Origin of the sequence: Priestia endophytica (assembly GCF_026790145.1) — a bacterium.
In the GTDB taxonomy this organism is placed as follows: Bacteria; Bacillota; Bacilli; order Bacillales; family Bacillaceae_H; genus Bacillus_I; species Bacillus_I endophytica_A.
Genome location: NZ_JALAMS010000003.1, coordinates 339063 through 364081, shown reverse-complemented (window position 1 = coordinate 364081; position 25019 = coordinate 339063). Strand labels below are relative to the sequence as shown.

Below are 25019 nucleotides of genomic sequence, written 5' to 3'. Positions count from 1 at the left end.
CTTCTTTTAATATATATTATTTTTAGAATTTTCTCAATACTAATCATTTGGTTATTTTGCTTTTTTCAGGTTATGTTAAAAAAGGGAGGTGGTTATGCGATGGCACGTTTGCAAAAAAATCCGTCTCGAAATGGCGTAAGCGCTGCAAGTGTGAAAGGAAATGCAGGTCCTCATGGAAGAGATAATACGGGAAAACAAAAATCACAAAATCAACAGTACAAACAAGAAAATACCCAAGGACATTAACGATAAAAAGACTTGCTAAAATAGTAGCAAGTCTTTTTCTACTTTTTGCTCATTCCTTTTAAAACAAAAGCTACGTTTGCAGGACGCTCTGCTAGTCTTCTCATAAAATAGCCATACCAATCTGTCCCATAAGGAACATACACCCTCATTCTGTACCCATCTTTCACAAGCTCTTCCTGCTTTTCAGTTCGAATCCCATACAGCATTTGAAACTCAAACTGTTCCTTTGGGATGTTATGTTTTAAAACTAGATTTTTTGTGTATTCGATGATCTTGTCATCATGTGTTGCAACAGCTGTATAATGACCATTAAGCATATGCATTTCAATAATCTTCTTAAAATTCTCATCAACATCCTGCTTTTTTGGGAAAACTACTTCTTTTGGTTCCTTGTATGCCCCTTTAACAAGACGCAAATTTGGCTCGTATGCATCAAGTTCTTTCATATCATTTTCTGTCCGGCGCAAATATGCTTGAATCACTGTTCCAATATTATCATACTTTGTTTTAAGTTCTTTGAAGATTCTAAGCGTTTTCTCACAGCGTGAATAATCTTCCATATCAATTGTTACAAACACACCGTTTGCCTCTGCTTCATCTAAAATACGCTTCATATTTTGTATTGCTATATCTGAAGACAAATCAAGTCCAAGTGATGTGAGCTTAAGAGAGAGCTGTGACTCTATACTTTCACGTCCGATTGCTTGTATTGCTTCAATGCACTGATTTGTCATTTCCATTGCTTCTTCTTCACTTTCGATAAACTCACCAAGATAATCAATCGTAACGTCCAATCCTTTATTATTTAACCCTCTAATAACATCCACTGCTAAATTAATTGTATCCCCTGCTACAAATCGTTTAGCTCCAAATTGTAAACCATACTTTTTAGCTACTTTTGTAAGCGTTTTATTCCTGGATAAATATAGAAAAAAACCTCGCATTGCTTGTTCCATTTCTTTCTCCCCCTTGATTAAATAACATTTAATGCTACTTAAATGATTTCATTCCTTTAAAACAGCAGTAGACCATCAGAGCTAGATTGAATATCTTTAAATGTTTCTATGTGTAAAGGGTAACGTACTGGAAATTTACCCTCCCTAAAAAAAAAGACAAACATTTTTTCAAAAAGTAGGCTCATTTACTCAGGTCTTTTTTCCTTTTCATTCAAACATATATTTATGCTATATAATATGAAATTTCCGGTGAATAGGAACATCCTAAAGAAGCCAAAATAAAGGAGAATTTTTTGGTCTTAAGGAGGGGTTTTTATGCAAAATGAAATGAATGAACAAAGTACAAATCAATCACAACCAATGTTTATGGAACCACCAAAAGTCATTTCTACAAAAGACGCTCTTTATATTGCAGATATGTTAACGTGGAACTTAGTAGCAATGAAAAAAGCACATTTCTTTGCTTCTCAATGTCAAGATGCAGAGATTGCACAAGAAATAGAAAAAGTATGTAAAATGCATCAGCGCCATTATGAAAGAATCTTACCTCATCTCGAAAATACACAATCACAGCAAACTTTACAGTAAAGGAGAAATAAACGATGGTTGATCAGAAAATCAAAAATCCAGAATTACCAATTAACAAAACGTCTGCAATGAATGATCTTGATTTTATTACAGACATCCTTTCAACTGAGAAATATATGACAGTTTCATATTGCACGGCTCTTAATGAATTTAGTCATGATGAACTATATCAAGAGATTTCAGCAATCTTTAACGAATCACAAGACTGTCAGCGTGAGATTTATAATCTTATGTTTAAAAAGGGATTTTACGGTATTGAGGCTCAGGATTCAAATAAACTTCAGCAAAGCTATGAACAATTCCAAGGATATATGAATCAATTTCCAACTCATTAAAAAAAGCTTGATACTAAAGTATCAAGCCTTTTTTTGATTTTCCCGATATCTCTCGTTCAGTTCTTTAATATCTCGCACAAGATCAATCATTTCTTTCTTTGCGTCTGGATACTGACTGTTCCAATGTTTAGCAAGAGGTGGCATCGTTTTAGAGATATGGGTATACAGAGCCCACATTTTGATTTTTTCTTGAAGTTCTTCTGATGTATCTCCAAGCATAAGCTCTGTATATTTTTCAATTAATGCTGAAAATTGACCTTGGAACTCTTCTTTCATTATTATCCCTCCAAGCTTTTAAAGGTTTCCCTTTACCGCTTGCTTGTTATCCAACGTCTGCATTTTGATTTTTTGTTACTTGCTGAACAATACATCTTCCTTTTCCATGTGGAATACAAAGAGGCGTTCCAAAGAGCGGGTCAACCGTTACTTGACAGCTCATTTCAAAAACGTTCTTTACAAGTTCACAGCTTACAATATCTTCTGGACGCCCTTGTGCGTATACTTTTTTATCACGAATAGCTACAATATGGTGTGCATAACGACAGGCAAGGTTCAGATCATGAAGTACCATTACAATCGTGCGCTGTTCTTTCTCATTTAAATCAAATAGCAAATCTAAAATTTCAATTTGGTGTGTCATATCTAGATATGTTGTTGGTTCATCAAGCAAAATAATTTCTGTATCTTGAGCAAGCGTCATAGCAATCCATGCTCTTTGACGTTGACCACCTGAAAGGGAATCAACGTGGCGATCCGCAAGAGCGCTCATCCCTGTTGATTCAAGCGCATTCTGAACTTTTCTCTCATCTTCTTCAGACCACTGTTTCAACCAGTTTTGGTAAGGATAACGACCTTGTTTTACAAGTTGTAACACAGTAAGTCCTTCTGGAGCTACAGGGCCCTGTGGTAAAATCGCAAGCTTTTTAGCTACTTCTTTTGTAGCAATTTTGCTCATCATTTCTCCCTCAAGTACAACAGAGCCTTGCTGCGGTTTTAGCAAACGTGCCATTGAACGAAGCAACGTTGATTTTCCACAACCATTTCCCCCAATAAAAACGGTTATCTCTCCTTTAGGAATTTCCAAGTTCAGTTCGTCAATAATAACCGTTTCTCCATATCCTAATGTTAAATCTTTTGTTTCCATTGCCTTCATATGTGCTAACGCTCCTTCAACAGAAATTTTCTTTTCTCATTTATACACTCCATAAACTTCTGTTTCCCTATCCTACATTGCGCTGTTTGTAGAGTAAAAAAATAAAATAAGGAGCTCCGACAGCTGCCGTAAAGACTCCGGCTGGTATCTCTAATGGAAGAAATACAACTCTTCCAATCGTATCTGAAATCAAAACTAAAATTGCTCCAATAAAAGCACTTAGTGGAAGTAATGCCCCAAATGATGATCCTACAAGTCTTCTTGCAATATGTGGAGCTAATAAACCGACAAAACTAATCCCCCCACCAAAAGCAACGGCGCTTCCTGTTAACGCTGTGCTTACAAGCAGTAGGAAAAAGCGGGAGAGTTGAACACGATTTCCAACTGAAGTTGCTACGTCTTCTCCAAACTCTTGAATATTAATCATTCTAATCATCACTATTGTAACAAAAAATAAAATAAGCGTAATAGGAAAAAGAATCCGAACTCCTTCCCATGAAGCTCCATATACTGATCCTGTAATCCAAATATTTGCCTGACTTTGTTGATGGATCGGTCCCATAATAAGAAGAAGTGTTGTTGCAGCTTTCGTAAAAGCCCACATTCCAATACCTACAAGAACCATTCGAACGGGTGAGACTCCACCTTGCCATGCAAAAAGGTAAAGAAGAATAGAAATGATACAGGCCCCAGTAAATGCTGCAAGCGGAAGCCACTCAATACTCACAGTTAGTGTCCCACTATCTGTACTAAAAAGATTCAAAAATAGCACAACGGCAGCAGCAGCTCCTCCTGTAATCCCAATGATATCAGGAGATGCTATAGGGTTTTTTACCACTCCTTGTAAAATTGCCCCTGCGATTGCTAAACAAATGCCAACAAGCATCGCAATAATAATTCGAGGTAGACGAAAGGAGTTCACAATAAGCGTTGAAAAAGGATCGCCATTCCCGAACAAGACAGCAACAACTTTTAAAGGGGAAATAAACTGCTCTCCAAGCCCTATTACAACAATCGAGCTCCCCAACAATAAGACAAAAAAGACAATATTAATATTTAATGATTTCCGATCTATTAAGAATGAAAAGCTATTACGCATTCGAAAAGGTGTATATTTGTTCATAAAATCTCTCCTTTTCTACGCGCAATGTATATGAAAAAAGGAGTTCCCAAAATAGCTGTCATAATTCCCACAGGCACTTCTTCTGGCATGATTACATATCGTGCTCCAATATCTGCTAGAAGTAGTAGCACAGCTCCTAGCACTCCGCTGTAAGGAATGAGCCATCGATAATCATTTCCAATCACAAAACGAGCAAGCTGTGGAATAATAATGCCAACAAAGCCAATTGGCCCTGCTACAGCAACTGCTCCTCCCGCTAACAGAATGGTCACAACTGCTGTTATTAGTTTGACAGTTCCTGTTCGTTGACCAAGTCCAAGAGCTACCTCTTCACCCATTGCTAGTGTATTTAATTTTCCTCCTAGAAATAAGGAGACAGCTGTTGCTCCTACAAGATAAGGTAAAACAGCTTGTAAAAGTGATACATCACGGCCTTGTACAGAACCAGCCAACCAGAAGAGCATCTGTTCAAGAGCCTGTTCATCCAAAACAAGTAAACCTTGTGTTAATGAAGCAAACATTGCTGCGATTGCTGCCCCTGCTAATGTAAGCTTCATTGGCGTAAGACCATCTCGCCCAGCTGAAGCAAGCAAGTAAACGACAACGCCTGAAAAAGCAGCTCCTAAAAAAGCAAGCCAAGTAAATCCTTGTAAGGAATTGATAGAAAAAAGCATAAGTCCTATCACAATGAAAAAACTTGCTCCTGCATTAAAACCAATAATATCTGGAGAAGCGAGCGGGTTTTTAGTTAAGGCTTGCAAGAGCAAACCAGAGATAGCTAAGCTGCTCCCTATTGCCGTTGCAATTAAAGCTCTTGGGATTCGCACAGTCCTTACGACAATTTGCTCATTAGAACCGTTAAAATGCGATACGGCATTTATAACAGTATGTATTCCTGTATTCGTATAACCCATTAAAACACTTAAACACATACAAAGTATTAACAAGAGAATGAGCAAAAAAAGGCCAAGACTTCTTTGAAGAGGTGTGCTCAGATTCATGACGGTGACCCCTATTCTATCTTAAGTATAAAATTTTCTGTTTTTTTTCTCTCTTTAGTGTATGAGATGATAAAAATACTGTCAATGACTTTGAAAATCATTTTCAATTATTATTGACTTTCCATTTTCTTTCTCCTATTATCTAATTGATAATAAGTTTCATATGTTGAGGGGGATGAAGATATGCTTAGGGGTACAAAAAATCGTTTTCTTGCTCTTTTTACTGTCCTAACATTGCTATTTGTATTAGCAGGATGCGGAAACAGTGAAAGTTCAGGAAAGGAAACAAGCAATGAAAAAGAAACAATAACAATTAAACATGCAATGGGAGAATCCAAAGTTCCACAGAATCCGAAACGGGTTGTTGTGCTAACAAATGAGGGAACAGAAGCCCTTCTTGCACTTGGTATTAAACCTGTTGGTGCTGTTCAATCATGGACAGGCAACCCATGGTATAACCATATTAAAGATGATATGAAAGACGTTGAAGTTGTCGGAACAGAAATGGAACCAAGTCTTGAAACAATTGCGTCTCTTAAACCGGATTTAATCATCGGAAATAAAGTACGACAAGAGAAAGTATATGATAAGTTAAATGCTATTGCTCCAACTGTTTTCACTGAAGAACTTCGCGGAGATTGGAAGGAAAACTTCAAGGTATACGCAAAAACGGTTAATAAAGAAAAAGAAGGAAATAAAGTATTAAGTGATTTTGATAATCGTGTTGCCGGACTAAAAGAAGAGCTTGGGGATGAAACAAATAAAAAAGTCTCACTTGTTCGCTTTATGGCTGGTGAAACAAGAATTTATCATAAAGATACATTTGCAGGAATTATTTTAGATCAACTAGGTTTTAAGCGTCCTGAAGAACAGAATAAAGCAGACTTTGCTGAGATGGGTGTAACGGACGAGCGCATTCCTGCAATGGATGGAGATGTTCTCTTCTATTTCACGTATGATACAGGCGATAAAAAAGGAAATGAAGTAGAAAAAGAGTGGACAAACAAAGAGCTTTTCAAAAACCTTTCCGTTTCTAAAAACGGGCAAGTTTATAAAGTTGATGATGCCATTTGGAACACTGCAGGTGGTGTAATTGCAGCAGATAAAATGCTTGATGATATTGAAAAATACTTTTTGAATAAGAAATAACATGAAGGAGGCTAATAATAGCCTCCTTTTTATACTGTTCTCCGTTCAATTAATTTTAAAGGAAGTTGAGATTGAGAAGGAGCTTCTGATTCATGCAGAACTGAATGAATTTTTGCAAGAGCTCTTGAACCAAGCTCTACAATCGGATGTTCAATTGTCGTAATATGAAGTGCTTCTGCTAATGGGTGATTATCAAAACCTATGAATGCTAAATCTGTTGGAACTTTTACCCCGTATTCATCACAGCTCGTCATGATGCCTGCTGCAACATAATCACTTGCAACAAGCAAAGCAGTTGGAGACTCAGGCATCTTCTTTAATTGCTCTATCACTCTTCTCCCGTCTTCAATAAATAAACATCCCTTAAAAATCCACTGTTCTCTAACATCCATTTCAAACTTTTCCCCGAAGTCATAGTAAGCTTGTATCCTCTTTTTACTATTTGATCCTTCTAAACGATTAAGACAGCAGCCAACTCTCTTGTGTCCCTTTTCTCTCAAATAGTTCATTCCAATGGCAAAGCCTTCGTAATGGTTAATTGAGATCGTAGAGATTTTTTTACTTTCTCGGTCTTCACAAATAAGGATAGGACCGTACTCACTATAAGATTCGATAAGACTCCATTCTACTTTCCGAGAAATAATAATAAGGCCATCAACTTGCTTTTTCTTTAACATTTCTAGGGCTTCAATTTCCTTTTCTCTTTCATATTTTGTTTGATAGATCATTAATTTATAATCATGTTCCATCGCTTTATTTGAAATTCCATCTACAACAGCGCTGAAATAAGGAAGAGTCATATTAGGAATGACAACACCAACAATACCTGTGTGGCCTTTTGCAAGATGAATCGCATTAATATTAGGAGTATAATTTAATTGTTTGATGATATCTAATACTGCTTTTCGTTTTTCTTCAGCCACATATGGATGATTATTTAACACTCTAGAAACTGTTGTAATGGAAACATTTGCAAGCTCTGCAATCTTACGAATGTTACTCATCTCTTCCCTCCTTCTTTTATAAAGCAAAAAAGCATAGGAGAATACTCTTATGCATAAATCCAACTAGTCCACAAGTTTGTTTCGGTGAGCATAAATGGCTGCTTGTGTCCGATCTTCTACTTCTAGTTTTGAAAATATATTTGTTGTATGAGTTTTAACTGTCTTCACAGCAATAAAGAGAGCTTCTGCAATCTCTCCATTTGTTTTTCCTTCTGCAATAAGACGAAGAATTTCAAGCTCGCGCGCTGTTAAAAGATCATGTGGAAAAGACTGTGAAGGCGTTCGCATTCTTGATAGCACTTTTCCGGTTACCTTTGCTTCAAGGACAGACTCACCTTTAGCAGCAGCTCTAATTGCAGAAGCAATTTCATGAGCTTTCGAAGTTTTAAGCAAATAGCTTAATGCTCCAGCTTCAATAACTGGATACACTTTATCATCATCAATAAAGCTTGTTAGAACGATAACTTTAGCATCTGACATAGATGAACAGATTCGTTTTGTTGCTTCAACACCATCCATGCCTTCCATCACAAGATCCATTAAGATAACGTCTGGTTTATGCTCTAAAGCAAGTTTAATTCCTTCCTCCCCGTTTGATGCTTCCCCAACAACTTCAATATCAGGCTGTGCTTCTAAATAAGCAGCCATTCCAAGTCTAACCATTTCATGGTCGTCTACTAGCAGTACCCGAATCATTATTCTCTCTCCTTACTCTCATCTACAATCGGTATTTTTACTGTTATTTGTGTTCCTTTATCAGGAAGCGATATAATCTCGGCTACTCCTCCAACCTCACTTGCTCGCTCTGTAATAGACTGCAAACCGTATGAAGAAGCTTTTGTATCTCCCTGATCAAACCCTACACCATTATCAATAATCTTTAAATATACTCCATTATGTACTTTATGAAGCTTCACAACGACAGCACTTGCCTTTGAATGTCTAAAGACGTTTGAAAGTGCTTCTTGTACAATACGAAACAAGTGATCTTCAATGCCTTTTGAAAGGAGAATATCTTCAAAATCCCAATGAATGTCCATTGTTTGTTTGCTATTTAATTCTTGCAAAAGTTCCTGTAGTCCTTCATTGAGCGATTTATTTTCAAGCGTTGCTGGACGCAAATGTAATAAAAGGGCTCTCATTTCATTCTGAGCATCTCCTGCCATTTTCTCGATTAATGTAAGTTGTTTTAAATGCTTGCTGTCCTGCTGCGTCATTTCCTTTACAGCAGAAGACATCATCGAGATAGCAAAAAGTTGCTGACTTACTGCGTCATGAAGCTCTCGTGCCAAACGCTGACGCTCTTCAACAACAGCTGAACGTCTTAGCTGATCACGCCACTCTACTTTCTCTGCTGAAAGTTTTTGAAGAGAAGCTACTTGCTTTTCAATTTGACTAGCCATCTGATTAAGCTGTTCTCCAATTAAACCAACCTCATCTTCCCCAAGGTTAGATAATCTATAAGAAAAGTTTCCTTTTTCATACCGTAAAATAGATTCAAATAAGACTTCCAGCCGTTCTTTAAGAGGATTTCCATATGAGTAGCCTGCTACAACACCAATTCCGATCACAGCAAAGAGAAGAAAGAAAATAAAGGGGATATTAAACCAATTCAAGCTCAAAAAATCGAGGGGATTAAGTTTGAAATAAGACATTACAATTGTTAAAACAAAAAGAAGGGTAATAATGTTCATGACTACGAAAATATTAATAAAGCGCCACTGAATATTTAATCGTTTCCTTTTCATAAATGCCTCACATCAATATCCCCAACAAGTGTTGTAATAGCAATCTTCACTTTCGCATCAGCCCCTTCATATCCGTTTGTAGCAATAGAGGCTTGTCGATTGAATCCGCTTTGTTCATAGTGGAAAACTTTTGTTTTCCCAAATAGATTTGTTGTTGTTACCGAAACTTCCAAGTCATATGGTACATAAATATCAACATCTCCAATAAGTCCACTAATAACAATGGCATTTTCACCGACTGGAACAATTGCTTTAGATAGATCAATTTTCACATCTCCAATAAGATGAGAAAGATTTAAATCTTTTAAATCAAACTGATGATTAATCAAACGAAAATCACCAAGAAGCGAATTTTGGTATGGTATTCCTCGCACATTGATATCTTCTTTGTATACTTGTTCCTCTTTTTGAAATGAAATAGGTTCCTTGCCTTTCTTAGAAAAGAACCCTTTCTTTTTACGATTCTCTTGCTTTTCTCGTGTTTTCCACATCTTTTTCCCTGAAAGAAGACGATAGCCAACATATATAAAAGCTGCTGCAACTGCTAAGCCTGCTAGATTTATATTGAAAATATTTTGAAAAGCAACAACTGCTGAAAGACCTAAAAACCCTATGCCAATCATTCGATTGCTGTATCGTAAAAAGAAGGCGCCAACCATAAATAAAAAGAGAGGACCTGCTAATATACCAGCTAAATGAATAATGTTTAGTAAAATACTAATTCCGATAAAAACAATTAGAAGTCCGAGTAGTTTGTTTTTAGGCAGGCGCACATCCTCCCCTCCTTTTCCCATTATTGAATATCAATATCACCGCTTGTAGCCTTGATGTTGAAAGCATATTTTCCATTTCCTTCTTTAGCCTCTAAATCTTCTTCCATTTGTGTTTTCACTTTAAACCTTTGATCTACGTTAATATCACCTGAGGAAACATGGGCTTTGAGGTGCGTATTGCTCTTATGTGGAAGTTTGACGTCAATATCGCCTGACGTTGCTTTCACATTTCCGTTACCTTTAACCTCATCCATTACAATAGAGATATTACCTGATGCTGCTTTTGCATCAATTTCTCCTTCAAATCCGTTAAGCGTCAAATTTCCTGATGTTAAATGAGCAAATGTGGTCTCTGTACTAAGATTTTCACCCTTCACATTTCCAGAAGACTTTTCAATGTGAAGCTGTTTGGCACCTATATCAAAAAGCTGCGTATCTCCTGAGGTAGCTTGAACGATAAGACGATCTAATTCCAATGGTTTCTCTCCATTATTCTTAATGGAAACATTACCAGAGCTTGATGCAATATTTACATCTCTTTCATAGCTACTTGGTACCTCTATTGTAACCTTTGTAGATTGAAACATATTAAACGTAGCACCTTTTTGTTTAATATTTAACACATCTCCAACTTGATTCATGCTTATACTCTTTTTAAATGCCCGCTTATCTTCTACGATTACTTTAATATCTCGGCGGTCTTTTGCAATAAAGTTAACATCAGCACTTTTAATGTTTAACTTAATATTATGAATCTCATCTTCTGCAAACGTCTCACTTTTCGTTCTCTTGTCTCCAAATGCAAAAGAACTTTGATTAATAAGAAAACTAGACAGCACGGTTATTCCTATAATAACAAATAAAAGCCCTATTAATTTTTTCATATTCGTTTCTCCTTAGCCTAAAGTAAAATTCCCATCGGTGCAGAAAAAACACCGATGGTTTGTTTACTTTTCATAGTTAAGCCTTTTGTACTTCTTTCAATTTTTGAAGCTCTTTTTCTACATCTTCCTCATGCTCAAGCTTTGTAAATGATGTTTGTTCTCCACCAAAGTTGTAGGAAGTATATACATTTGCTTTTGTTTCCATGTCCATAATACGCGCTTCAAGACGCTGAAATTCTCTGTATGAACTATTCGAATCAATTCGATTAATAGATGCATTCATATGTTCTTTTGCTTTTACAACATTTGCACGTGCAACAAGCGTATGTCTCTTATCTCTTAAAGCTTGAATTCTTTCTTCTAGTTTTCCTAATTGTTCTTTTAATTCAACAAGCTGGGCTACAGATTGCTCATATATCTCTTCGTATTGTAACACTTTTTCTTCATATTGTTTCATCTCCATGAGTGCTTTTCGAGCTAAATCTTCCTCACCAGAATTAACAGCAATCTGAGCTTGATCATAGCGTTTCTTTTTCATTTTTTGAGAGTATGTTAAACGACGTTCAAAATCTGCTTTAATAGCTTCTTGCTGAGCGACAGCATGCCTTGCTTTTGAAAGCTCTTCTTCCATATCGCGTAAATATTGATTAATCATCACTAGCGGATTTTCCATCTTGTCTAAGTTATCGTTTACTGTTGCAACAACCATATTTCTAATTCTTCTTAATACCATTTTTATTTCCTCCTCAGGGGTTTTAAATTATTTATCTTTTTTCAAGAAATCTTCCCATTCTGTATCAAATGAACTTTTTGTTACAGGGTCTGAAACAACTGGGCTACTGTAATGATATTCTTCTGATGAAGTTTCTTTTTGGCTTGTTAGCATCTTCCAGCCAACATAGATAAAGAAAGCAGCGAAAGCAACTCCCGCTAGAAACGGTACTGCGTTTGCAATTAAGATGATTCCAAAGAAAATAGCAATGATGCCTAATACTTTTTTTCCTTTTGAATCCCCTTTATTTACCGTTAGCCATCCATAGTATAAAAGGACGCATGCTACAAGGAATGATAGAATCCCTCCTAAAAAGCCGTGTCCTAGCAAAATGCTTCCTCCAATAAGTACGAAGACAATTCCAAGCAATGCTTTTACATTCAATGTTTTGTCCCCTCCTTTCGTTTCGTTACTTTTACTATAGGTAATTTTTATTGTTCTCATAACGTCTTAGCGGTGCATTTTGCGCTAAGACTCTAGTCTTATTTTTATGTCAGTCCACCAAAAAAAGAGGATTCCCCTTAGCGGAGAACCCTCTTTTTCAGGCTAATCAAACGTTTGTTTAAACGTCATTCGCCTACTCTTACAAATAGTTCTTAACAAGTGAACGATTCTTTTCATTAAAGTGATAAAGATAAACAGGTCTTCCTACTGTACCATATGTCATCTTTTCCTCTAATACATGAATGTCTGTTAAAAAACGTAAATATTTTCGAACAGAAACCCTTGAAATTCCTACATCTTCAGCAACATCGTCTGTTGAAAATGGATCTTTGTCCATATTCTCGATTGCTGCTAGTAAAATTTTAAGAGTGCTTTTAGTTAATCCTTTTGGCAATGATTCTGTAACTGTTTTTTGTGTTCTATTTAGAATATTTTGATCCAAATCTTCTTGCTTAACATTTGTTTGCATGTCAAAAAATGCTCGTTTCTCTCGATATGATACAAGTGCACGATTAAAACGATCAAATTCAAATGGTTTAATTAAATAATCTACAGCTCCATAACGCAATGCTGTTTGGACCTTGTCCACTTCAGAAGCTGCCGTAATTAAGATAACATCAATTTTCTTGTGCTGTTTACGAATTTCATCTAACAGCTCTAGGCCTGTACGTTCAGGCATAAAAACGTCTAAAAGTATCAAATCAACAACTGTGTCTTGCAACTTCCCGAGTGCCTCATCGACAGAATAAGCTACCCCAGCAAGCTCAAATCCTTCTATTTCTTCAAGGTAGCGTTTATTAAATTCAGCTACCATTGGATCGTCTTCAACAATTAAGACTCTAATCACGCTTCTTCACCTCTAGGTTCATAAAATAGTTCTACAACAAACGTTGTTCCTTCGCTAGGCATTGACTCTACGTCAATATAGCCACCAAGCTCTCTTACACTTCTCTCTACCAAATAAAGTCCTATTCCTCTATTGTCTCCTTTTGTGGAGAAGCCTTTAACAAATAAATTTTTCTGGACTTCTTCTGAAATGCCAGCCCCTGTATCATTTACTTCAATCGTTAGACGATTGTTTTTATAGTGTAAATTAACCGTAACTTCTTTTCTTTCCCCTTTTGCTACAGCATCAATTGCATTATCAATTAAGTTTCCGATGATTGTAATAAGCTCGTGAGTTACTTCTGGTGATTTAGGTTCAGGGATAGGTGTTTCACTATCAATTTGCAAGCTTGTTCTTTCTTCTCTCGCATAGCTTAATTTCCCGATAATAAAACCAGCAAGCGCAGGGCTCTTAATATGTTTCATCACAAGCCCAACTTCTTGATTTTGATGATTTACAAGCTGGTTAATGTAATCAGATAGCTCATCATAATATCCCATTTGGGTCATCCCTAAAATTACGTGAAGTTTATTTTTAAACTCATGTGATTGTGCTCTCAACGCTTCTGCATAAAGTCGTACTCCTGTTAACTGCTCTGCTAGCTGGTTCACTTCTGTCTTATCGCGAAGTGTTGAGATAGCTCCAACAACTTTATCTTCCAAAATAAGCGGAACTCTGTTCACAAGCATTGAAACCCCATTAATATTAATCTCTTCATCTAACTGAACCTGTCTTTTTTTCAAAATAGTGCTTAGTTTTGATACGGGCAGATATTCGTCTACAGCCTTCCCAATTGGCTCATTTGATAAGCCTGCTCTTTGAAAAAGACGCAGAGCAGAGCGGTTAACAAGCGTAATCTTACCATCTCGGTCAACAGCAACAATACCTTCATGAGCAGACTGAAGCATTGTATTTCGCTCTTCTAATATTTTAGCAATTGCATATGGTTCAAGCCCAAAAAGAGTCTTTTTAATATAACGAGCAAGCAAAATGGCTCCAAGAACTCCAATGATAAGACCAACAATAGACCCGACTAAAATGCTATCATGAGCTTTTTGCAAAGCTTGTTCAATCTTATTCAGAGAAGTTCCTACAGCAACAGCCCCAATTTGTTTTCCGTTCTCATCCATTACAGGTGTGAAAGAGCGGGAAGACATGCCAAGTGTTCCTTCTGAAATAGAGATAGTTTCTTTTCCTTCTAGAACTTCTTTTTCATCTCCCCCTGAAAACTTCTTGCCAATATTTTTTGGATTTGGATGTGATTTACGAATGCCTTTCATATCAATAACAACGACAAATTCCACTTTTGTGGCTTTTTGAATATCTTTTGTATACTCCTGAATCTCCTTGCTTTCTTCTTTATGTAAGAGCTCTTCTCGAATAACAGGAGAAAGCGCAACAGTTCGGGCTACGTTCATTGCTTTTTCTTCTTGATCTGTTCGAATCGTTTTAGTAATGGTTCGACTAATTAAAGTGTCTGTTAAAAATAGAGACAAAATAACAACAACACAAACAAAGATGATAATACTAGAGCTTAACTTTAGGCGATGCTTGAACATCGACCTTCACCCCCGCCTCTTGTCAATTGGGCTGTTTTAATCACACTATATTCTATCACTATTTTGATCTTAAAAGAAAACGTTTAGCGGGAATTTCTATTCTCCTCCGTAAGAAAGCGCATCGTTTTAATATATAAAAAAGACTGCCAAATAAGGCAGCCTTTCTTTCTTAGTTTTTCATTCCTGTATTTGCTTTAATCAGAATTTCGTCAAATTTTTTCTGATCTGCTTTTTTACTAGAGAAGATTGTGCCAAGGTAGGCACCTAAGAACCCGAGTGGAATAGACACAATCCCAGGGTTTGCTAATGAAAAGAGTGGATCTCCTACAAGAATAGCTCCCCCAACCTCAGGAGACCAAACATTAGGTCCTACAACGACGAGAACAAGAGAACTAATTAATCCAACAAGCATACCTGTGACAGCACCTGTTGTATTGAAACGTTTCCAAAAAATCGTAAATAAAATAATAGGTAAGTTAGCACTTGCTGCAACCGCAAAAGCAAGCGCTACAAGAAATGCCACATTAAGCTTTTGAGCGAATAGAGCTAATATGATGGAAAGGACAGCAACTCCAATTGACGCCCAGCGTGCAGCAACAATTTGTTCACCTTCTGTTGCTTTTCCTTTTCTTACAATATGACTATAAAAATCATGTGCAAAAGCGGAAGCTGCTGAAAGAACGAGCCCTGCAACAACTGCTAAAATCGTCGCAAAAGCTACAGCAGAAACGAAAGCAAATAAAAAGTCTCCTCCTAATACTTGAGCTAGAAGTGGAGCAGCCATATTTCCAGCTGCATCTGCTGCTGTAATATTATCAAATCCTACAAATGCCGCAGCTCCAAACCCTAAGAAAATCGTCAAAATATAGAAAATACCAATAATCCAAGTTGCATAAACAACTGATTTTCGAGCTGTAATAGCATCCTTTACAGTAAAGAAGCGAATTAGAATATGTGGAAGTCCTGCTGTACCAAGTACTAAAGCTAAGTTAAGAGAAATCATATCAAGAGGATTTGTAAACTTATTACCTGGATGAAGAAAACTTTCTCCGAGCGGTGTAGCACTTTTCATCTCACTGAACATCTTAGCAATGCTAAAATCAAATCTTGAAAATACAATAATAGAAATGACAAACGTTCCAATCATAAGTAAAACAGCTTTTGTAATTTGAACCCAGCTTGTAGCAGTCATTCCGCCAAATACAACATAAATAGTCATTAGAACCCCTACGATAAGAACAGAATATACATAATCAATTCCGAGAAGAAGTTTAATGAGACCACCAGCTCCTACAAGCTGAGCAATCATATAAAAAATAGAGATTGTAATTGTGTTTAAAGCAGCAACTCCACGTACCTTTTTTTCGTTAAAACGGGCAGCAATCATATCTGCCATTGTATATTTCCCAAGGTTTCTTAGAGGTTCTGCTACAATGTATAGAACAACAAGGTAAGCAACAAGAAAGCCAATGCTGTAGAAAAAACCATCAAAACCTGAAATCGCTATCATTCCAGCAATTCCTAAGAACGAAGCTGCCGACATATAGTCTCCTGCAATAGCTAATCCATTTTGCCATCCTGTTAAACTTCCATCTGCTGTATAAAAGTCGCTGGTTGTTTTTGTTCGTTTTGAGGCATAATACGTAATAATAAGTGTAAGAGCTACAATTGCTAGAAATAATGAAAAAGCAAGTACGTTCATCCTAAACTTCCCCCTTTAACGGCCAGCTTCTTTTTTTAGGTCTTCTACAAGCACATCAAACTTTTGAGCTCGCTTTGTGTAAATCATACAGAGGGCCCAAGTCATAACGAATTGCGCAAATGCAAAAAACCATGCCCATGTTAAAGACCAAAAAGCCGTCTCATTTAAGAATGTAAAATAGGCAGTTAAAACAGGTAGTGTGAAATAAAAAGCTAAAAAGAATAGTGAAAAAGGTAAAATAAAACGACGTTTTTCACGCATAAGCCGTTGAAATGTTGGAGATTGGACAAGCTCCGTGTAATCTAATTCTTGTTCTTCCCTCTCTAACTTCACTTTTTTCCCTTCCACAACAACTCCCCCTTATTGTTCATTCCTCCTCCAAATTTCCCTCCTTCCACAGAGATACATCTATTATATATTTTTCTAAATAATTAGTAAATTCTGTTTTTTATTATTTTCGAACTATCTAGTGACAAAGTGTAAAGACACATGTAAACTATTAATCAGCATATGTATCTACATTAATCTATACAGGAGATGAAAAGAATATGAAGGCACAAAAATCCCTATCTGAGCGAAAACTGCTTGGAGTTGCTGGGCTTGGGTGGATGTTCGATGCCCTAGACGTCGGAATTCTTTCCTTTATTATTGCTGCTTTACAAATTGAATGGAAACTTACACCTGAAGAGATGAGCTGGATTGGAAGCGTTAATTCAATTGGTATGGCTGTTGGGGCCCTGCTTTTTGGACTTTTAGCTGATCGAATTGGTCGAAAACCTGTCTTTATTATAACGCTCTTACTTTTTTCAATTGGAAGTGGCTTATCAGCACTTGCTCCAACATTGTTTGTATTTTTATTATTACGCTTCTTTATCGGTATGGGGCTTGGCGGGGAACTTCCTGTTGCTTCTACACTTGTTTCTGAAACCGTTGCTCCAGAAAAAAGAGGGAAAACAGTTGTGTTGCTTGAAAGCTTCTGGGCTTTCGGCTGGTTGCTTGCTGCTCTTATCTCCTACTTTATTATTCCAAAGTATGGCTGGCAAATTGCACTTTTAATTACAGCTCTTCCTGCTTTTTATGCGTTGTATCTACGCATTGGTTTACCAGATTCACCACGCTATTTGGCACTTGAGAAGAAACCTTCATTTTCTCAAAACATTGCAAAGGTATGGTCGAAAGAGGTTCGCAAACAAACGATTGTCCTTTGGGTGCTTTGGTTTACAGTTGTATTCTCTTATTATGGTATGTTTTTATGGCTGCCAAGCGTTATGGTGTTGAAAGGTTTTAGCCTTATTAAAAGCTTTGAATATGTGCTTATTATGACCCTTGCCCAGCTTCCAGGTTACTTTACAGCTGCATGGCTCATTGAACGAGCTGGACGCAAGTTTGTACTTGTAACATTTCTACTCGGAACTGCCGCAAGTGCTCTTTTATTCGGTACAGCCGAAACATTACCGCTTTTACTCGCATCAGGTATGTTTCTTTCATTTTTTAATCTCGGAGCATGGGGAGCTCTTTATGCTTATACGCCTGAGCAATATCCGACTGAAGTTCGTGGAACAGGCGCAGGAATGGCCGCTTCATTCGGTAGAGTTGGTGGGATTTTAGGTCCACTTGCTGTTGGCTATTTAATGAGCAGCGGATCTTCTGTTGCCACGATCTTCACCGTCTTCTGTCTGTCTATTATCGTTGGGGTTGTTGCTGTTGCCTTTTTTGGAACAGAAACCAAACAACGTAAACTTGCTTAATAAGCAAAAGCTCATCTTCCTAGAAGATGAGCTTTTGCTCTTAAATCAGATTTATTGTAAAGAATTCTTATAATAAAATTCAAAAGTTGTGCCATTTTTATTTGAGTCTACTTTCCACTTAATATTCATCGCTTCAGCCATAAGAGCAATAATCGACATCCCAATTCCTCGACCATGTTTGCTTCCACTTGTGTTCGCAAATCCTGGACCGTGATCTACAACTGATATTTTATACTCTTCACCTTTTCCTTCCATATAAAATCCAATAAACTGACCGTCTTTTGCATGACGAATCACATTTTGAATGACATTATCAATCATACGCTGGAACCAGTTCACATCAATATTGCTTTTAATGTCATCTCCTTGAATCTCTATGTCCACTTCAAAGCCTTCCTCTTCCAAGCGGTCATACCAGCAGGCAACTGTTGTACGAACAAGCCTCACCATATCTGTTTTCTCCGGCTTATATGGATATTTGTTTGAGGTGAGCAATGAATAAGAAAGAAGATTTTCAATAAGCTCTCCTAAATAATGAATTTTTTCATCAGCAAGAGCAATTGTTTCTTCACCTTTCTGAGAGTGTACTTCCTTCTTTAAAGAGTAAATTTGCGCTTTTAGGGCGGTGAGCGGTGTGCGCAAATCGTGAGAAAGGTCGGCAATAAGCTTGCGGCGTGCACTTTCTTCTTCACGCTCATTTTGCTGACTTTCTTCTAATGCCGTAAGCATATTATTAAACGATTGCTCAAGAGCTCCAATTTCATCTTTTCTTGATATTTGTATTTTAGGAGGAACATTTCGAGCATTTGGCATTTCCATTGCATCTTGAAGGCGTAGAAGCCTTTTACGAATGCTTCGGAAGAAAAACCATGAAATCACTAAAAAGACAAGGAAAATACATAAAGCAACCGCCCCTGTTACGCTTTCATAATTACTTCTAAATTCATCTTTGATAAGCGTAATATAACTTCGAGGAATTTGAAAAATAACAAGTCCATTTTCCTTGTTCCCACCAATATATGAAACAACTGTAAATGGATCTCCATCAATACTTGTTTTCATAAATTCTACTGTGTTCAGCATATTCCATTCAGAAGGGATGTTTTCTAGTTTCCCTTCTCGTACTACTTCTTGTCCTTTTCCGTCTACATATAATAAAGCTGAATCTTTATATTTACTTTTCATTTTATTAAAAGATTCACGAATTCCTTCAATATCATTTGCATTTAACTTTTTTGCTACCTTATTCCACTCACTAACGATTTTATGACTATCATAATATGGTCTCTTCTTCTCGTCATACCATGGCCCAAAATAGATACTAGAACTTACAATGGAAGCAAGAGGTAGCATAATTAATGCAATAAAAATAATGAGCACATACCGTACTGTTAACGAATTTAACTTTCTCATGCTTTCATCCGATACCCAATACCACGAATAGTTTCAATCACCTTTGGTTTGCTTGGATCTTCCTCTATTTTTTCACGAAGATGACGGATATGAACGGTAAGTGTCTTGTCTCCTTCAATATAAGGATCCTTCCACACGCTTTCAAAAATTTGCTCCTTTGTTAAAGTTTGATTAAAATGACGCGTAAAAAAGAAGAAGAGCTGATGTTGTTTTCCTGTAAGAATAATCTCTTCTCCATCAATTCTACGAATGACGCGCTGTTGCTTGGTATAAACGTCTAAGTGCCCAACTGTTCTACGATCTTCTTCCTGACGATTATAACGCCTGAGCAACACTTCCATACGAGCCATTAGCTCTTTTGGATGAAAAGGTTTTGTTAAATAATCATCTGCAAATGTTAGCCCTTGCACTTTGTCATCAAGAGCCGTTCTTGCGGTCAGCATAATGATTGGCACATCATTGTAGTTGTTTTTAAAGCGCTGACCGAGCGTAAACCCATCAAGCCCTGGAAGCATCACGTCTAGAATGACTAAGTCAGCATTTTTCATTCCCTCTTCACTGCCCTCGTCTGAAAGATACCATGACACATGATACCCGTTGTCTTCAAGCTCTTCCTTTAGCCAACTCCCAATTGTTTCATCATCTTCTATATAAACGATGTTTTTCATAAAACCACCCTTAACCTAATAGTTTCTAATCTTATGATAGAACTAAAAAAGGAAGTTGGAAACTATTTTTCTACATTTAACCAAAACTTAACCTTCCCCTTCTCTGTTATTAACCTTTGCTGTCTACACTGATTTATGAGGTGATGAAAATGGAAAATATTTTAACGGCAAATGATTTAACGAAAAAATATAAAAGTGACGCGGTTGTAAATCGTATTAATTTACAAATTCCACGTGGAGCAGTTTATGGATTTTTGGGACCTAATGGAGCTGGAAAAACAACAACAATCCGAATGCTCCTAGGTTTAATCAAACCTTCTCATGGTTCTATTTCAGTTTTTGGCAAAGATTTGCGCCAAAATCGTATTGAAGCATTAAAAGAAATTGGTGCACTTGTTGAAAATCCATCCTACTATGGACATTTAAATGCTATTGAGAATTTAGAAGTTTACCGTGTTCTCCGTAAAGCACCAAAATCTAAAATTAAAGAAGTTTTAGAGATTGTAGGACTTGAAAAAGCAGCCAAAAAGAAAGTTAAAGAATATTCATTAGGAATGAAACAGCGACTGGGAATTGCGATTGCGCTTCTTGGAGATCCTAAATTACTTATTTTAGATGAACCAACAAACGGACTTGACCCACAAGGCATTTTAGAGATTCGTACACTCATTAAATCTCTTGCAAAAGAACGCGGTATTACGATTATTGTTTCAAGTCACCTTTTAAGTGAGATTGACCAAATGGCTACATATGTTGGAATCATTTCAAAAGGACGACTCATCTTCCAAGACCGGATTGAAGAACTGCGACGATTCTCTTCTACCTCTGTTTCTTTTACAACAAGTTCTCCTGAAGAAACGTTTAAACATATTGTTTCATATGGAATTCAAGCTTATCGAGAGGAAGAAAAAATTATGGTAGAAGCGGAGGATGAATCCATTGCGCAAGTTATTAGTCTCCTTGTTCGTCACGGCATTAGCATTTATCGGGTGGAAGAAAATAAAAAATCGCTAGAAGATATTTTCCTTGACCTTATAAAGGAGGAAGGCACAAATGTACAAAGCACTTTTAAAAGCCGAATTTCTTAAAATTAAGCGAAAGTGGATATGGGGGTTAGTTTTTCTTGGACCTTTTGGGGTAATCGCTCTTGAAGCTTTAAACTTTGGGCTGAGATATGACTATTTAACAGATGTCTATAAAGATGATTTATGGAAAGGGTTAATCGGTGAAGCCAATATGCTCTCTGTGTTTGCTTTAATGCTTGGCACTACGCTTGTTGCTTCACTAATTTCATCTCTCGAACATCAATCAACATCGTGGAAGCATTTATTGTCACTTCCTCTTTCAAAAACAAAAATTTTTATGGGGAAGTTCTCTCTGGCTTTTATTTTATTAACAACATCGTGCGTTCTACTCACAATGGGCATTGTTATTCTTGGAATTAGCTTAGGGTTTGGAACTGATATTCCGATTGCCTTGTTATTAAAAACATGCTTTTACCCTTTCTTAGCCTCACTTCCGGTTGTAGCACTACAATTATGGCTTTCAGTTGTGCTAAATAACCAAGCTCTTCCACTTGCTATTGGAATTGTTGGCTCTATTTTTGGAGGAGCTTTACCGCGATGGACCATTTGGAGCTGGCCTTCTTTAAGTAATCAGTGGGATAAACCCATTATTAACGTTTGCCTTGGCATTGTTGTTGGTCTAATTTTATTATGGATTAGCACCATTCATTTCACAAAAAAGGATGTGAATAGTTAATGATACCTCTTATGCGAGCAGAATTATTGAAGTTAAAACGGACAAAAATTTGGCTATTATTGCTTATTAGTCCTCTTATCATTCTTACTGATGGTTTGGCATTTCCTGATGAGCTAAAAGCAGAGGGTGGAAAAATTATACTTGCGCACCTATATCAATTTGGAGCTGTCTCACATACCATTTTACTTTTCCCCCTTCTTATTGGGATATTTGCGGCTTTTCTTTGTCGTTATGAACATCTTAATGACGGATGGAAACAACTGCTTGTCCAGCCCGTTCGCAAAGGGAATGTGTTTCTTGCCAAACTCCTTTTCACTGTTATGATTTGTGCTCTCATTCAGCTACTTTTTCTAGGAAGCTTATTGCTTGCTTCAGCCATTAATGGAGGATCTGTTGTACCCGAGGACTATATGCTTAAAGGTGTTTTAAGTGGGTTTATTGCTTCTATCCCGCTTGCAACGTTACAAATTTGGGCTTCTTCTCTTTGGGCAAGCTTTGGTGCATCGCTTGCTTTAAACGTGATTTTTACAGTACCAAATATACTTATTGTAAATTCAGAAACGTACGGTCCTTTTTATCCATGGGTTCAGCCAGCTCTTGCGATGATTTCAGAAGATGCTAATAATATATATTCACTTTCTATTTCAACTGAAACGCTCATTTTCGTTATCGGCGGAAGCTTTCTCGTCTTCTTTATTTGCGGCTTCTTCTCTTTCAAACGTAAAGCCTACTAACAACGCTTGTTGGTCTCTGCTGTTCTTAGTGATATAATGAACCGAACGAAAAATATCTTTTCTTGGAGGCCACATGCTAACTTTTGAACAAAAACTAGCTATTATTGAATCTTTTCCGCAGCTTCAGCGTAAAAATGTCTCGCTTAAGCGCGTTAATTTCCACTATGAAGAAAGTGTGACAGATAAAAAGAACGTTGTATATCATCTTCACCCGAACGGAAATGGGTTTGTTTACGGTGAATATCTTGACGAATACGAGATTGATGAAAGAGGTATGGTCAATATTCGCGATTTTACAGAAGAAGAGCTTCGCACAATCGTTAAGAAAGCCATTGCATCTCTTGCTCCACCATCACATGAGGAACAAGCTATTGCTGGAGATGAAGAAGTAGAACATTGGATTGATGATGACGGTCATTCTCTTATTCTTATGTATGAGCACGATATGTGGAACACATACGCAGGATTAAACCTTGACGGATCATTTCTAACATATGATGAAGCATTGGAATATTTAGATGAAGAAGGATTTAAGCCAAAAGCATAACAAAAAAGCGAGATGAGCACTCATCTCGCTTTTTTTATTTAAACCAGCCTTTTTCTTTAAAACGTGTAATGGCTTCAATTCTATTTTTCACTTCAAGTTTGTCTAGGATTGTTGAAATATAGTTTCGAACCGTTCCATTTTTAATAGAAAGAGCGTCTGCGATTTCTCTTGTGTTCTTTCCATCTGCAATAAGACTTAACACTTCTTTTTCACGGTCTGTAAGCGGATTTTCTTCTGCATATGCATCATCAATAAGCTCTGGAGCATAAATGCGTCGCCCACTCATAATACTTCGAATAGAGCTTGCGAGCTCTTCACTTGGACTATCTTTTAATAAATAGCCGCTTACTCCTGCTTTTAATGCCCGCTGAAAATAGCCCGAACGTGCAAAGGTAGTTAAAATAATCACTTTACAGTTTGACTCTTTTAATTCTTCAGCTGCTTCAAGACCTGTTTTTATAGGCATTTCAATATCCATAATACAAACATCTGGCTGCTGCTCGTGAGCTAAGGAAACGGCTTCTTCTCCGTTTGAGGCTTTCCCGACTATTTCCATATCATCTTCTAAACTAAGAAGTGAACCTAATGCTCCTAAAAGCATACGTTGATCTTCGGCAATGACTATACGAATCATTTCACTCGTCCCTTCTCTTCTTGTTTTACAATATTCGGCACTTTAATTCTAATGGTTGCTCCACTCTCCACATCCATTTCAAGCTGACCATTCACAAACTCTAACCGCTCTTCCATCCCAATAAGCCCGTGTCCTTTTACAGCCCTTTTGTGCGTATCAAAGCCTTTTCCATTATCTCTTATTGTAATGCCGCTCTCATCAATAGTTTTCCATGTCTCAATAATACAAAGCGATGCACCGCTATGTTTTACAACGTTCGTTACCGCTTCTTTCAAACACATACTTAAGATATTTTCAAGAAGCGGAGAAATCGTAGTCACATCAAGGCGCTCCTCTACAACAAGATCAATGTCTGCTGCCGTTAAAATCTGTTCAACACGAACAAGCTCTTCTTTCAGCTTAATCCCTCTCATTTGGGACACCATCTTCCGGACTTCATTAAGAGCTGTTCTTGCCGTCTGCTGAACATCTTTTATTTCTGTTTTAGCTTGCTCTGGGTCTTTTTGAATTAATTTTCGTGCTAAATCACTTTTCAGTCCAATAAGTGAAAGTTTTTGGCCAAGCGTATCATGAAGATCTCTTGCAATCCGCTGCCTTTCTTCTTGTTTGCTTAGTTCTGCAATTCGTTTGTTAGCATCTTCAAGTTTTTCTTCAAGACGATCACGCTGTCTTCTGTTATAAATGCTAAATGGAAGCACCACAACGCTTAATGTAATGATAAAGATAAAAGGAAGCTGTCTTAAGTACACTTCTTCGGTCATGATTGTGTTGTAATTAACAGATATAAATGTACTGATGAGATGAACACCATAAAGAGTAAAAAAGATTAGCCTATTTTGAACATGACCAATAAAATAAGCAAGGAAAAAGGCAAAGTAAAAAGCAAAATAAATGTAGGTGAAAATGCTTGTTAGTGCAATCGAAATGCTAATAAGTAAAAATGCCCACAAGTAAACAGGCCATCCTTTTGAAATAAAAGCAAAACGATAAAATAAAAAAAACAAAATGTTGAGCACTACCCCTGCTATCACTTCATTAGTAGAGGAAGATTGAAATACAAAGTAAAAAGGTAAAATAGCAAAAACACTCCAAATATACGGAGATAAACCCGTGACCTTTTGGAATATTCTATATCGTCTTTTCATTAATACCCCTCTTTAAACGTAGTATTCTTTTATTATACCCCATAAA

General features: G+C 36.9%; 29 protein-coding genes. 9 read left to right on the top strand and 20 right to left on the bottom strand.

Annotated features, from left to right (window positions below):
- Positions 1 to 99 precede the first annotated feature (99 nt).
- Entirely contained in the window at positions 100 to 246 is a 147-nt protein-coding gene (locus MOC86_RS06010) for a YuzL family protein (protein ID WP_019394999.1), read from the top strand.
- A 38-nt stretch (positions 247 to 284) separates the two neighbouring features.
- On the opposite strand, the gene MOC86_RS06005 is transcribed toward MOC86_RS06010, so the two are convergent.
- Entirely contained in the window at positions 285 to 1202 is a 918-nt protein-coding gene (locus MOC86_RS06005) for a proline dehydrogenase (RefSeq protein ID WP_268583256.1), read from the bottom strand.
- A 315-nt stretch (positions 1203 to 1517) separates the two neighbouring features.
- Here MOC86_RS06005 and MOC86_RS06000 point away from each other — a divergent pair, with 315 nt between their 5' ends.
- Together MOC86_RS06000 and MOC86_RS05995 are read left to right on the top strand one after the other, a co-directional pair.
- Entirely contained in the window at positions 1518 to 1790 is a 273-nt protein-coding gene (locus tag MOC86_RS06000) for a hypothetical protein (RefSeq protein WP_040060185.1), read from the top strand.
- A 14-nt stretch (positions 1791 to 1804) separates the two neighbouring features.
- Positions 1805 to 2125, top strand: a complete 321-nt coding sequence (locus MOC86_RS05995; protein WP_268583254.1) for a spore coat protein — start codon at positions 1805 to 1807, stop codon at positions 2123 to 2125.
- Between the two features lie 21 nt (positions 2126 to 2146).
- Here MOC86_RS05995 and MOC86_RS05990 read toward each other — a convergent pair whose 3' ends face one another.
- From MOC86_RS05990 to MOC86_RS05975, 4 genes are all read right to left on the bottom strand, one after another.
- Positions 2147 to 2401 carry a DUF2573 family protein gene (locus tag MOC86_RS05990; RefSeq protein ID WP_268583253.1) on the bottom strand — a complete coding sequence of 85 codons (255 nt, stop codon included), beginning with the start codon at positions 2399 to 2401 and terminating at the stop codon, positions 2147 to 2149.
- A gap of 46 nt (positions 2402 to 2447) precedes the next feature.
- A complete protein-coding gene (locus MOC86_RS05985) occupies positions 2448 to 3278 on the bottom strand; it encodes an ABC transporter ATP-binding protein (RefSeq protein ID WP_061804630.1) in 831 nt (276 codons plus the stop codon).
- 67 nt (positions 3279 to 3345) lie between these two features.
- Positions 3346 to 4401 (bottom strand): FecCD family ABC transporter permease, encoded by a 1056-nt coding sequence (locus MOC86_RS05980; protein WP_268583251.1) that lies wholly within the window; start codon positions 4399 to 4401, stop codon positions 3346 to 3348.
- Entirely contained in the window at positions 4398 to 5402 is a 1005-nt protein-coding gene (locus MOC86_RS05975; protein ID WP_268583250.1) for a FecCD family ABC transporter permease, read from the bottom strand. The genes MOC86_RS05980 and MOC86_RS05975 overlap by 4 nt, the downstream gene beginning before the upstream one ends.
- A gap of 183 nt (positions 5403 to 5585) precedes the next feature.
- Here MOC86_RS05975 and MOC86_RS05970 point away from each other — a divergent pair, with 183 nt between their 5' ends.
- A complete protein-coding gene (locus tag MOC86_RS05970) occupies positions 5586 to 6551 on the top strand; it encodes an ABC transporter substrate-binding protein (protein WP_268583249.1) in 966 nt (321 codons plus the stop codon).
- 29 nt (positions 6552 to 6580) lie between these two features.
- Here MOC86_RS05970 and MOC86_RS05965 read toward each other — a convergent pair whose 3' ends face one another.
- The 11 genes from MOC86_RS05965 to MOC86_RS05915 all read right to left on the bottom strand — a co-directional run bounded on the left by MOC86_RS05965 (position 6581) and on the right by MOC86_RS05915 (position 16671).
- Positions 6581 to 7555, bottom strand: coding sequence for a LacI family DNA-binding transcriptional regulator (locus MOC86_RS05965; protein ID WP_268583248.1), 975 nt, complete (start codon positions 7553 to 7555; stop codon positions 6581 to 6583).
- 63 nt (positions 7556 to 7618) lie between these two features.
- The gene (locus tag MOC86_RS05960) at positions 7619 to 8251 is read right to left on the bottom strand and encodes a response regulator (RefSeq protein ID WP_268583246.1); all 633 of its coding nucleotides are present in this window, start codon (positions 8249 to 8251) and stop codon (positions 7619 to 7621) included.
- Positions 8251 to 9303, bottom strand: coding sequence for a sensor histidine kinase (locus tag MOC86_RS05955; RefSeq protein WP_019394988.1), 1053 nt, complete (start codon positions 9301 to 9303; stop codon positions 8251 to 8253). Before MOC86_RS05955 ends, MOC86_RS05960 begins: the two co-directional genes overlap by 1 nt.
- Positions 9300 to 10076, bottom strand: coding sequence for a cell wall-active antibiotics response protein LiaF (liaF, locus tag MOC86_RS05950; protein ID WP_268583244.1), 777 nt, complete (start codon positions 10074 to 10076; stop codon positions 9300 to 9302). The genes MOC86_RS05955 and liaF overlap by 4 nt, the downstream gene beginning before the upstream one ends.
- A gap of 20 nt (positions 10077 to 10096) precedes the next feature.
- Entirely contained in the window at positions 10097 to 10960 is an 864-nt protein-coding gene (locus tag MOC86_RS05945) for a DUF4097 family beta strand repeat-containing protein (RefSeq protein ID WP_268583243.1), read from the bottom strand.
- 76 nt (positions 10961 to 11036) lie between these two features.
- On the bottom strand, positions 11037 to 11693 hold the full coding sequence (locus MOC86_RS05940; RefSeq protein ID WP_243516674.1) for a PspA/IM30 family protein: 657 nt from the start codon (positions 11691 to 11693) through the stop codon (positions 11037 to 11039).
- A gap of 27 nt (positions 11694 to 11720) precedes the next feature.
- Positions 11721 to 12116: a hypothetical protein gene (locus MOC86_RS05935; protein WP_268583240.1), complete on the bottom strand. Its 396-nt coding sequence runs from the start codon at positions 12114 to 12116 to the stop codon at positions 11721 to 11723.
- 199 nt (positions 12117 to 12315) lie between these two features.
- Positions 12316 to 13023, bottom strand: a complete 708-nt coding sequence (locus tag MOC86_RS05930; RefSeq protein WP_268583239.1) for a response regulator — start codon at positions 13021 to 13023, stop codon at positions 12316 to 12318.
- Positions 13020 to 14621: a DcuS/MalK family sensor histidine kinase gene (dcuS, locus tag MOC86_RS05925; protein WP_268583238.1), complete on the bottom strand. Its 1602-nt coding sequence runs from the start codon at positions 14619 to 14621 to the stop codon at positions 13020 to 13022. Before dcuS ends, MOC86_RS05930 begins: the two co-directional genes overlap by 4 nt.
- A 169-nt stretch (positions 14622 to 14790) precedes the next feature.
- On the bottom strand, positions 14791 to 16323 hold the full coding sequence (locus tag MOC86_RS05920; RefSeq protein WP_268583237.1) for a cation acetate symporter: 1533 nt from the start codon (positions 16321 to 16323) through the stop codon (positions 14791 to 14793).
- A 15-nt stretch (positions 16324 to 16338) separates the two neighbouring features.
- Complete coding sequence (locus MOC86_RS05915) at positions 16339 to 16671, bottom strand: DUF485 domain-containing protein (protein WP_268583236.1); 333 nt, start codon at positions 16669 to 16671, stop codon at positions 16339 to 16341.
- A 200-nt stretch (positions 16672 to 16871) separates the two neighbouring features.
- Between MOC86_RS05915 and MOC86_RS05910 the strand changes: the two genes are divergently transcribed.
- Positions 16872 to 18071, top strand: a complete 1200-nt coding sequence (locus tag MOC86_RS05910) for an MFS transporter (RefSeq protein WP_268583234.1) — start codon at positions 16872 to 16874, stop codon at positions 18069 to 18071.
- Between the two features lie 51 nt (positions 18072 to 18122).
- On the opposite strand, the gene MOC86_RS05905 is transcribed toward MOC86_RS05910, so the two are convergent.
- Both MOC86_RS05905 and MOC86_RS05900 read right to left on the bottom strand, forming a co-directional pair.
- On the bottom strand, positions 18123 to 19484 hold the full coding sequence (locus MOC86_RS05905; RefSeq protein ID WP_268583233.1) for a HAMP domain-containing sensor histidine kinase: 1362 nt from the start codon (positions 19482 to 19484) through the stop codon (positions 18123 to 18125).
- Positions 19481 to 20152: a response regulator transcription factor gene (locus tag MOC86_RS05900; RefSeq protein WP_268583232.1), complete on the bottom strand. Its 672-nt coding sequence runs from the start codon at positions 20150 to 20152 to the stop codon at positions 19481 to 19483. Before MOC86_RS05900 ends, MOC86_RS05905 begins: the two co-directional genes overlap by 4 nt.
- Before the next feature lie 149 nt (positions 20153 to 20301).
- Here MOC86_RS05900 and MOC86_RS05895 point away from each other — a divergent pair, with 149 nt between their 5' ends.
- The 4 genes from MOC86_RS05895 to MOC86_RS05880 all read left to right on the top strand — a co-directional run bounded on the left by MOC86_RS05895 (position 20302) and on the right by MOC86_RS05880 (position 23194).
- Positions 20302 to 21240 (top strand): ABC transporter ATP-binding protein, encoded by a 939-nt coding sequence (locus tag MOC86_RS05895; protein ID WP_268583231.1) that lies wholly within the window; start codon positions 20302 to 20304, stop codon positions 21238 to 21240.
- On the top strand, positions 21206 to 21913 hold the full coding sequence (locus MOC86_RS05890; RefSeq protein WP_268583230.1) for an ABC transporter permease: 708 nt from the start codon (positions 21206 to 21208) through the stop codon (positions 21911 to 21913). The genes MOC86_RS05895 and MOC86_RS05890 overlap by 35 nt, the downstream gene beginning before the upstream one ends.
- A complete protein-coding gene (locus tag MOC86_RS05885; protein ID WP_268583229.1) occupies positions 21913 to 22647 on the top strand; it encodes an ABC transporter permease in 735 nt (244 codons plus the stop codon). Before MOC86_RS05890 ends, MOC86_RS05885 begins: the two co-directional genes overlap by 1 nt.
- A gap of 73 nt (positions 22648 to 22720) precedes the next feature.
- The gene (locus tag MOC86_RS05880) at positions 22721 to 23194 is read left to right on the top strand and encodes a hypothetical protein (RefSeq protein ID WP_268583228.1); all 474 of its coding nucleotides are present in this window, start codon (positions 22721 to 22723) and stop codon (positions 23192 to 23194) included.
- 34 nt (positions 23195 to 23228) lie between these two features.
- Here the strand turns inward: MOC86_RS05880 and MOC86_RS05875 are convergent, their stop codons facing one another.
- Together MOC86_RS05875 and MOC86_RS05870 are read right to left on the bottom strand one after the other, a co-directional pair.
- Complete coding sequence (locus MOC86_RS05875) at positions 23229 to 23828, bottom strand: response regulator transcription factor (RefSeq protein WP_268583227.1); 600 nt, start codon at positions 23826 to 23828, stop codon at positions 23229 to 23231.
- Positions 23825 to 24973, bottom strand: coding sequence for a sensor histidine kinase (locus MOC86_RS05870; RefSeq protein WP_268583225.1), 1149 nt, complete (start codon positions 24971 to 24973; stop codon positions 23825 to 23827). The genes MOC86_RS05875 and MOC86_RS05870 overlap by 4 nt, the downstream gene beginning before the upstream one ends.
- Between the last annotated feature and the right edge of the window lie 46 nt (positions 24974 to 25019).

What these genes read in the sequence shown, in the direction of transcription:
- MOC86_RS06010 (WP_019394999.1), top strand. Translation starts at nt 100, where the DNA reads ATGGCACGTTTGCAAAAAAATCCGTCTCGAAATGGCGTAAGCGCTGCA.
- MOC86_RS06005 (WP_268583256.1), bottom strand. Translation starts at nt 1,202, where the DNA reads ATGGAACAAGCAATGCGAGGTTTTTTTCTATATTTATCCAGGAATAAA.
- MOC86_RS06000 (WP_040060185.1), top strand. Translation starts at nt 1,518, where the DNA reads ATGCAAAATGAAATGAATGAACAAAGTACAAATCAATCACAACCAATG.
- MOC86_RS05995 (WP_268583254.1), top strand. Translation starts at nt 1,805, where the DNA reads ATGGTTGATCAGAAAATCAAAAATCCAGAATTACCAATTAACAAAACG.
- MOC86_RS05990 (WP_268583253.1), bottom strand. Translation starts at nt 2,401, where the DNA reads ATGAAAGAAGAGTTCCAAGGTCAATTTTCAGCATTAATTGAAAAATAT.
- MOC86_RS05985 (WP_061804630.1), bottom strand. Translation starts at nt 3,278, where the DNA reads ATGAAGGCAATGGAAACAAAAGATTTAACATTAGGATATGGAGAAACG.
- MOC86_RS05980 (WP_268583251.1), bottom strand. Translation starts at nt 4,401, where the DNA reads ATGAACAAATATACACCTTTTCGAATGCGTAATAGCTTTTCATTCTTA.
- MOC86_RS05975 (WP_268583250.1), bottom strand. Translation starts at nt 5,402, where the DNA reads ATGAATCTGAGCACACCTCTTCAAAGAAGTCTTGGCCTTTTTTTGCTC.
- MOC86_RS05970 (WP_268583249.1), top strand. Translation starts at nt 5,586, where the DNA reads ATGCTTAGGGGTACAAAAAATCGTTTTCTTGCTCTTTTTACTGTCCTA.
- MOC86_RS05965 (WP_268583248.1), bottom strand. Translation starts at nt 7,555, where the DNA reads ATGAGTAACATTCGTAAGATTGCAGAGCTTGCAAATGTTTCCATTACA.
- MOC86_RS05960 (WP_268583246.1), bottom strand. Translation starts at nt 8,251, where the DNA reads ATGATTCGGGTACTGCTAGTAGACGACCATGAAATGGTTAGACTTGGA.
- MOC86_RS05955 (WP_019394988.1), bottom strand. Translation starts at nt 9,303, where the DNA reads ATGAAAAGGAAACGATTAAATATTCAGTGGCGCTTTATTAATATTTTC.
- MOC86_RS05945 (WP_268583243.1), bottom strand. Translation starts at nt 10,960, where the DNA reads ATGAAAAAATTAATAGGGCTTTTATTTGTTATTATAGGAATAACCGTG.
- MOC86_RS05940 (WP_243516674.1), bottom strand. Translation starts at nt 11,693, where the DNA reads ATGGTATTAAGAAGAATTAGAAATATGGTTGTTGCAACAGTAAACGAT.
- dcuS (WP_268583238.1), bottom strand. Translation starts at nt 14,621, where the DNA reads ATGTTCAAGCATCGCCTAAAGTTAAGCTCTAGTATTATCATCTTTGTT.
- MOC86_RS05920 (WP_268583237.1), bottom strand. Translation starts at nt 16,323, where the DNA reads ATGAACGTACTTGCTTTTTCATTATTTCTAGCAATTGTAGCTCTTACA.
- MOC86_RS05910 (WP_268583234.1), top strand. Translation starts at nt 16,872, where the DNA reads ATGAAGGCACAAAAATCCCTATCTGAGCGAAAACTGCTTGGAGTTGCT.
- MOC86_RS05905 (WP_268583233.1), bottom strand. Translation starts at nt 19,484, where the DNA reads ATGAGAAAGTTAAATTCGTTAACAGTACGGTATGTGCTCATTATTTTT.
- MOC86_RS05900 (WP_268583232.1), bottom strand. Translation starts at nt 20,152, where the DNA reads ATGAAAAACATCGTTTATATAGAAGATGATGAAACAATTGGGAGTTGG.
- MOC86_RS05895 (WP_268583231.1), top strand. Translation starts at nt 20,302, where the DNA reads ATGGAAAATATTTTAACGGCAAATGATTTAACGAAAAAATATAAAAGT.
- MOC86_RS05890 (WP_268583230.1), top strand. Translation starts at nt 21,206, where the DNA reads ATGTACAAAGCACTTTTAAAAGCCGAATTTCTTAAAATTAAGCGAAAG.
- MOC86_RS05885 (WP_268583229.1), top strand. Translation starts at nt 21,913, where the DNA reads ATGATACCTCTTATGCGAGCAGAATTATTGAAGTTAAAACGGACAAAA.
- MOC86_RS05880 (WP_268583228.1), top strand. Translation starts at nt 22,721, where the DNA reads ATGCTAACTTTTGAACAAAAACTAGCTATTATTGAATCTTTTCCGCAG.
- MOC86_RS05875 (WP_268583227.1), bottom strand. Translation starts at nt 23,828, where the DNA reads ATGATTCGTATAGTCATTGCCGAAGATCAACGTATGCTTTTAGGAGCA.
- MOC86_RS05870 (WP_268583225.1), bottom strand. Translation starts at nt 24,973, where the DNA reads ATGAAAAGACGATATAGAATATTCCAAAAGGTCACGGGTTTATCTCCG.